Origin of the sequence: Streptomyces boluensis, from assembly GCF_009908195.1 — a bacterium.
Taxonomy (GTDB): Bacteria; Actinomycetota; Actinomycetes; order Streptomycetales; family Streptomycetaceae; genus Streptomyces; species Streptomyces boluensis.
Genome location: NZ_JAAAHS010000664.1, coordinates 1 through 1,985, shown reverse-complemented (window position 1 = coordinate 1,985; position 1,985 = coordinate 1). Strand labels below are relative to the sequence as shown.

At 74.4% G+C, this 1,985-nt stretch carries 2 protein-coding genes; both read left to right on the top strand.

What is annotated here, in order from left to right; all coding sequences use genetic code 11:
• Positions 1–192, top strand: a 192-nt coding sequence (locus GUY60_RS37225; RefSeq protein WP_161705926.1) for an amino acid adenylation domain-containing protein, incomplete at its 5' end; no start/stop codon positions are given.
• A 23-nt stretch (positions 193–215) separates the two neighbouring features.
• The coding region (locus tag GUY60_RS37220) for a condensation domain-containing protein (RefSeq protein WP_161705925.1) at positions 216–1,985 on the top strand (1,770 nt) is incomplete at its 3' end.

Genomic DNA, 1,985 nt, shown 5'->3' with positions numbered 1-1,985 from the left:
ACCCTGCGCCGCGCCCTCCGCACCCTGCTGCCGCCGCACCTCGTACCGCACCTCGTGCGTGAGCTGCCCGCGCTCCCCGTCACCGCGCACGGCAAGGTCGACCACCTGGCACTCGCCGCCCTCACCGCGCACGGCAAGGTCGACCACCCGGCGCTCGCCGCCCTCACCACCCGCGCCGCAGAAAGACCCTGATGCCTCGACGCCGCCAGTACCCCATGTCCCCAGAGCAGGAGTCCATCTGGCTCAACGACCAACTGGGGAACGGGACTTCGGCGTACGTCGAGAACTGGACGCACCACCTCGAAGGCCCCGTCGACCCCGCCGCCGTCACCCACGCCCTGACCACGATCGTCGCCCGGCACGAGGCGCTGCGCACCCGGCTCGCCCTCGTCGACGGGGTGCCCACCCAGCTGGTCGAACCCGCCGCGCCCGTGCCGCTGCACCAGCGCGACATACACCCCGACCAGCTCGACGAGGCGTTACGCGCGGCCGTGCGCGGGCCGCTGCCGCTCGACGAACCGCCGCTGCTGCGGGCCAGCCTGTTACGGACCGGGCCCGACGACCAGGTACTGGCCGTCACCCTGCACCACGCGGTCATCGACGGCTGGTCGCTGCGGATCCTGGAGGAGGAGTTCAGCGAGCTCTACCGGGCGGCCGTAGCGGGCACGGAACCCCAACTGCCCTCACTCCCCCTCCAGTTCGGGGACTACGCGCACAACCAGCGGCAGCGGCCCGAGGCCCGACTCGACCCACTGCTCACCCACTGGCGAAGCGTGCTCGACGGCGCGCCCGACGAGTCCTCGTTCCCGTCGCGCCGGGTCCGGCCCGCCGTCGCGAGCCACCGCGGCGGTCAGGTGCGGTTCCGGATCGACGCGGAGACCGTACGAGAGCTGCGCACCCTCGCGCGTGCGCTGCGCTGCACCCCGTTCGTGCTGCTCGCCGCCGCCCTGAGCGCCCTCGTCGCCCGCCTCTCCGGGCAGCGGGACGTGGTGCTCGGCACGCCCATGTCGCGGCGCGGGGAACCCGAACTCGAGCCGCTGATCGGCTGCTTGACGGATCTGCTGCCGTTGCGCGCCCGCACCGAAGGGACGACGTTCGCCGACCTGGCCCGCGCCATGAAGTCGGCGGTGTGGGACGCGGTCGCGCACCGCGACGTGTCGTACGGCCACCTGGTGCGCGCCCTCGAAGGGAGCCGCACGCTCGCCCGGTTCGCGCTGTTCCAGGTGGTGCTCACCGTCGACGACGCGGACGCGCCCGGCCTCGACCTGTCGGGCGTGCGGGCGCGGCGCCTGCACCCGCACGGCGGCACCGCCAAGTTCGACGCGTTCTTCCACCTGATGCCCGCGGACGGCGGGTACGACGGGCTCCTCGAGTACGCCTCCGACCTGTTCGACCACGCGGACGCCGAGCGCCTCGCCGGGCGGTTCACCACGCTGCTCGACGCGGCCGTACGCCGACCCGAACTCCCCCTGGATCAGCTGGAGTTATTGCCGTCCGCCGAACGTGCCGAGCTCGCCCGGTGGGCCGTCGGCGCGCCCGGCCGGGCCGCGCCGCCCCTCGTGCACGAGGCGTTCCGCGCCACGGCCGCCCGCACCCCCGACGCCGACGCGGTCCTGTACGAGGGGCGCCCGCTCTCGTACCGCGCGCTCGACGCCGCGTCCGACGCCCTCGCCCACCGCCTCGCCGCCCGGGGCCACGCGGGCGGCCGGATCGCGTTCTGCCTGCCGCGCGGGCCCGGACTGCCGGTCGCGGTACTCGCCGTACTCAAGGCGGGCGGCACCTGCATACCCGTCGACCCGGCCTATCCCGCGGCCCGCCGCGCCCTCCTCCTGCGCGACAGCGAGGCCCGCGCACTCCTCACCAGCCGTACGCGGCAAGGGAGTTCGGGCACCACGGCCCCCGACATCGACCTCCTGTACGTGGAGGACGACATGGACGACACCGACGACCGGCACGCGCAAGAAGCCCCCGCACCCCCCATACCC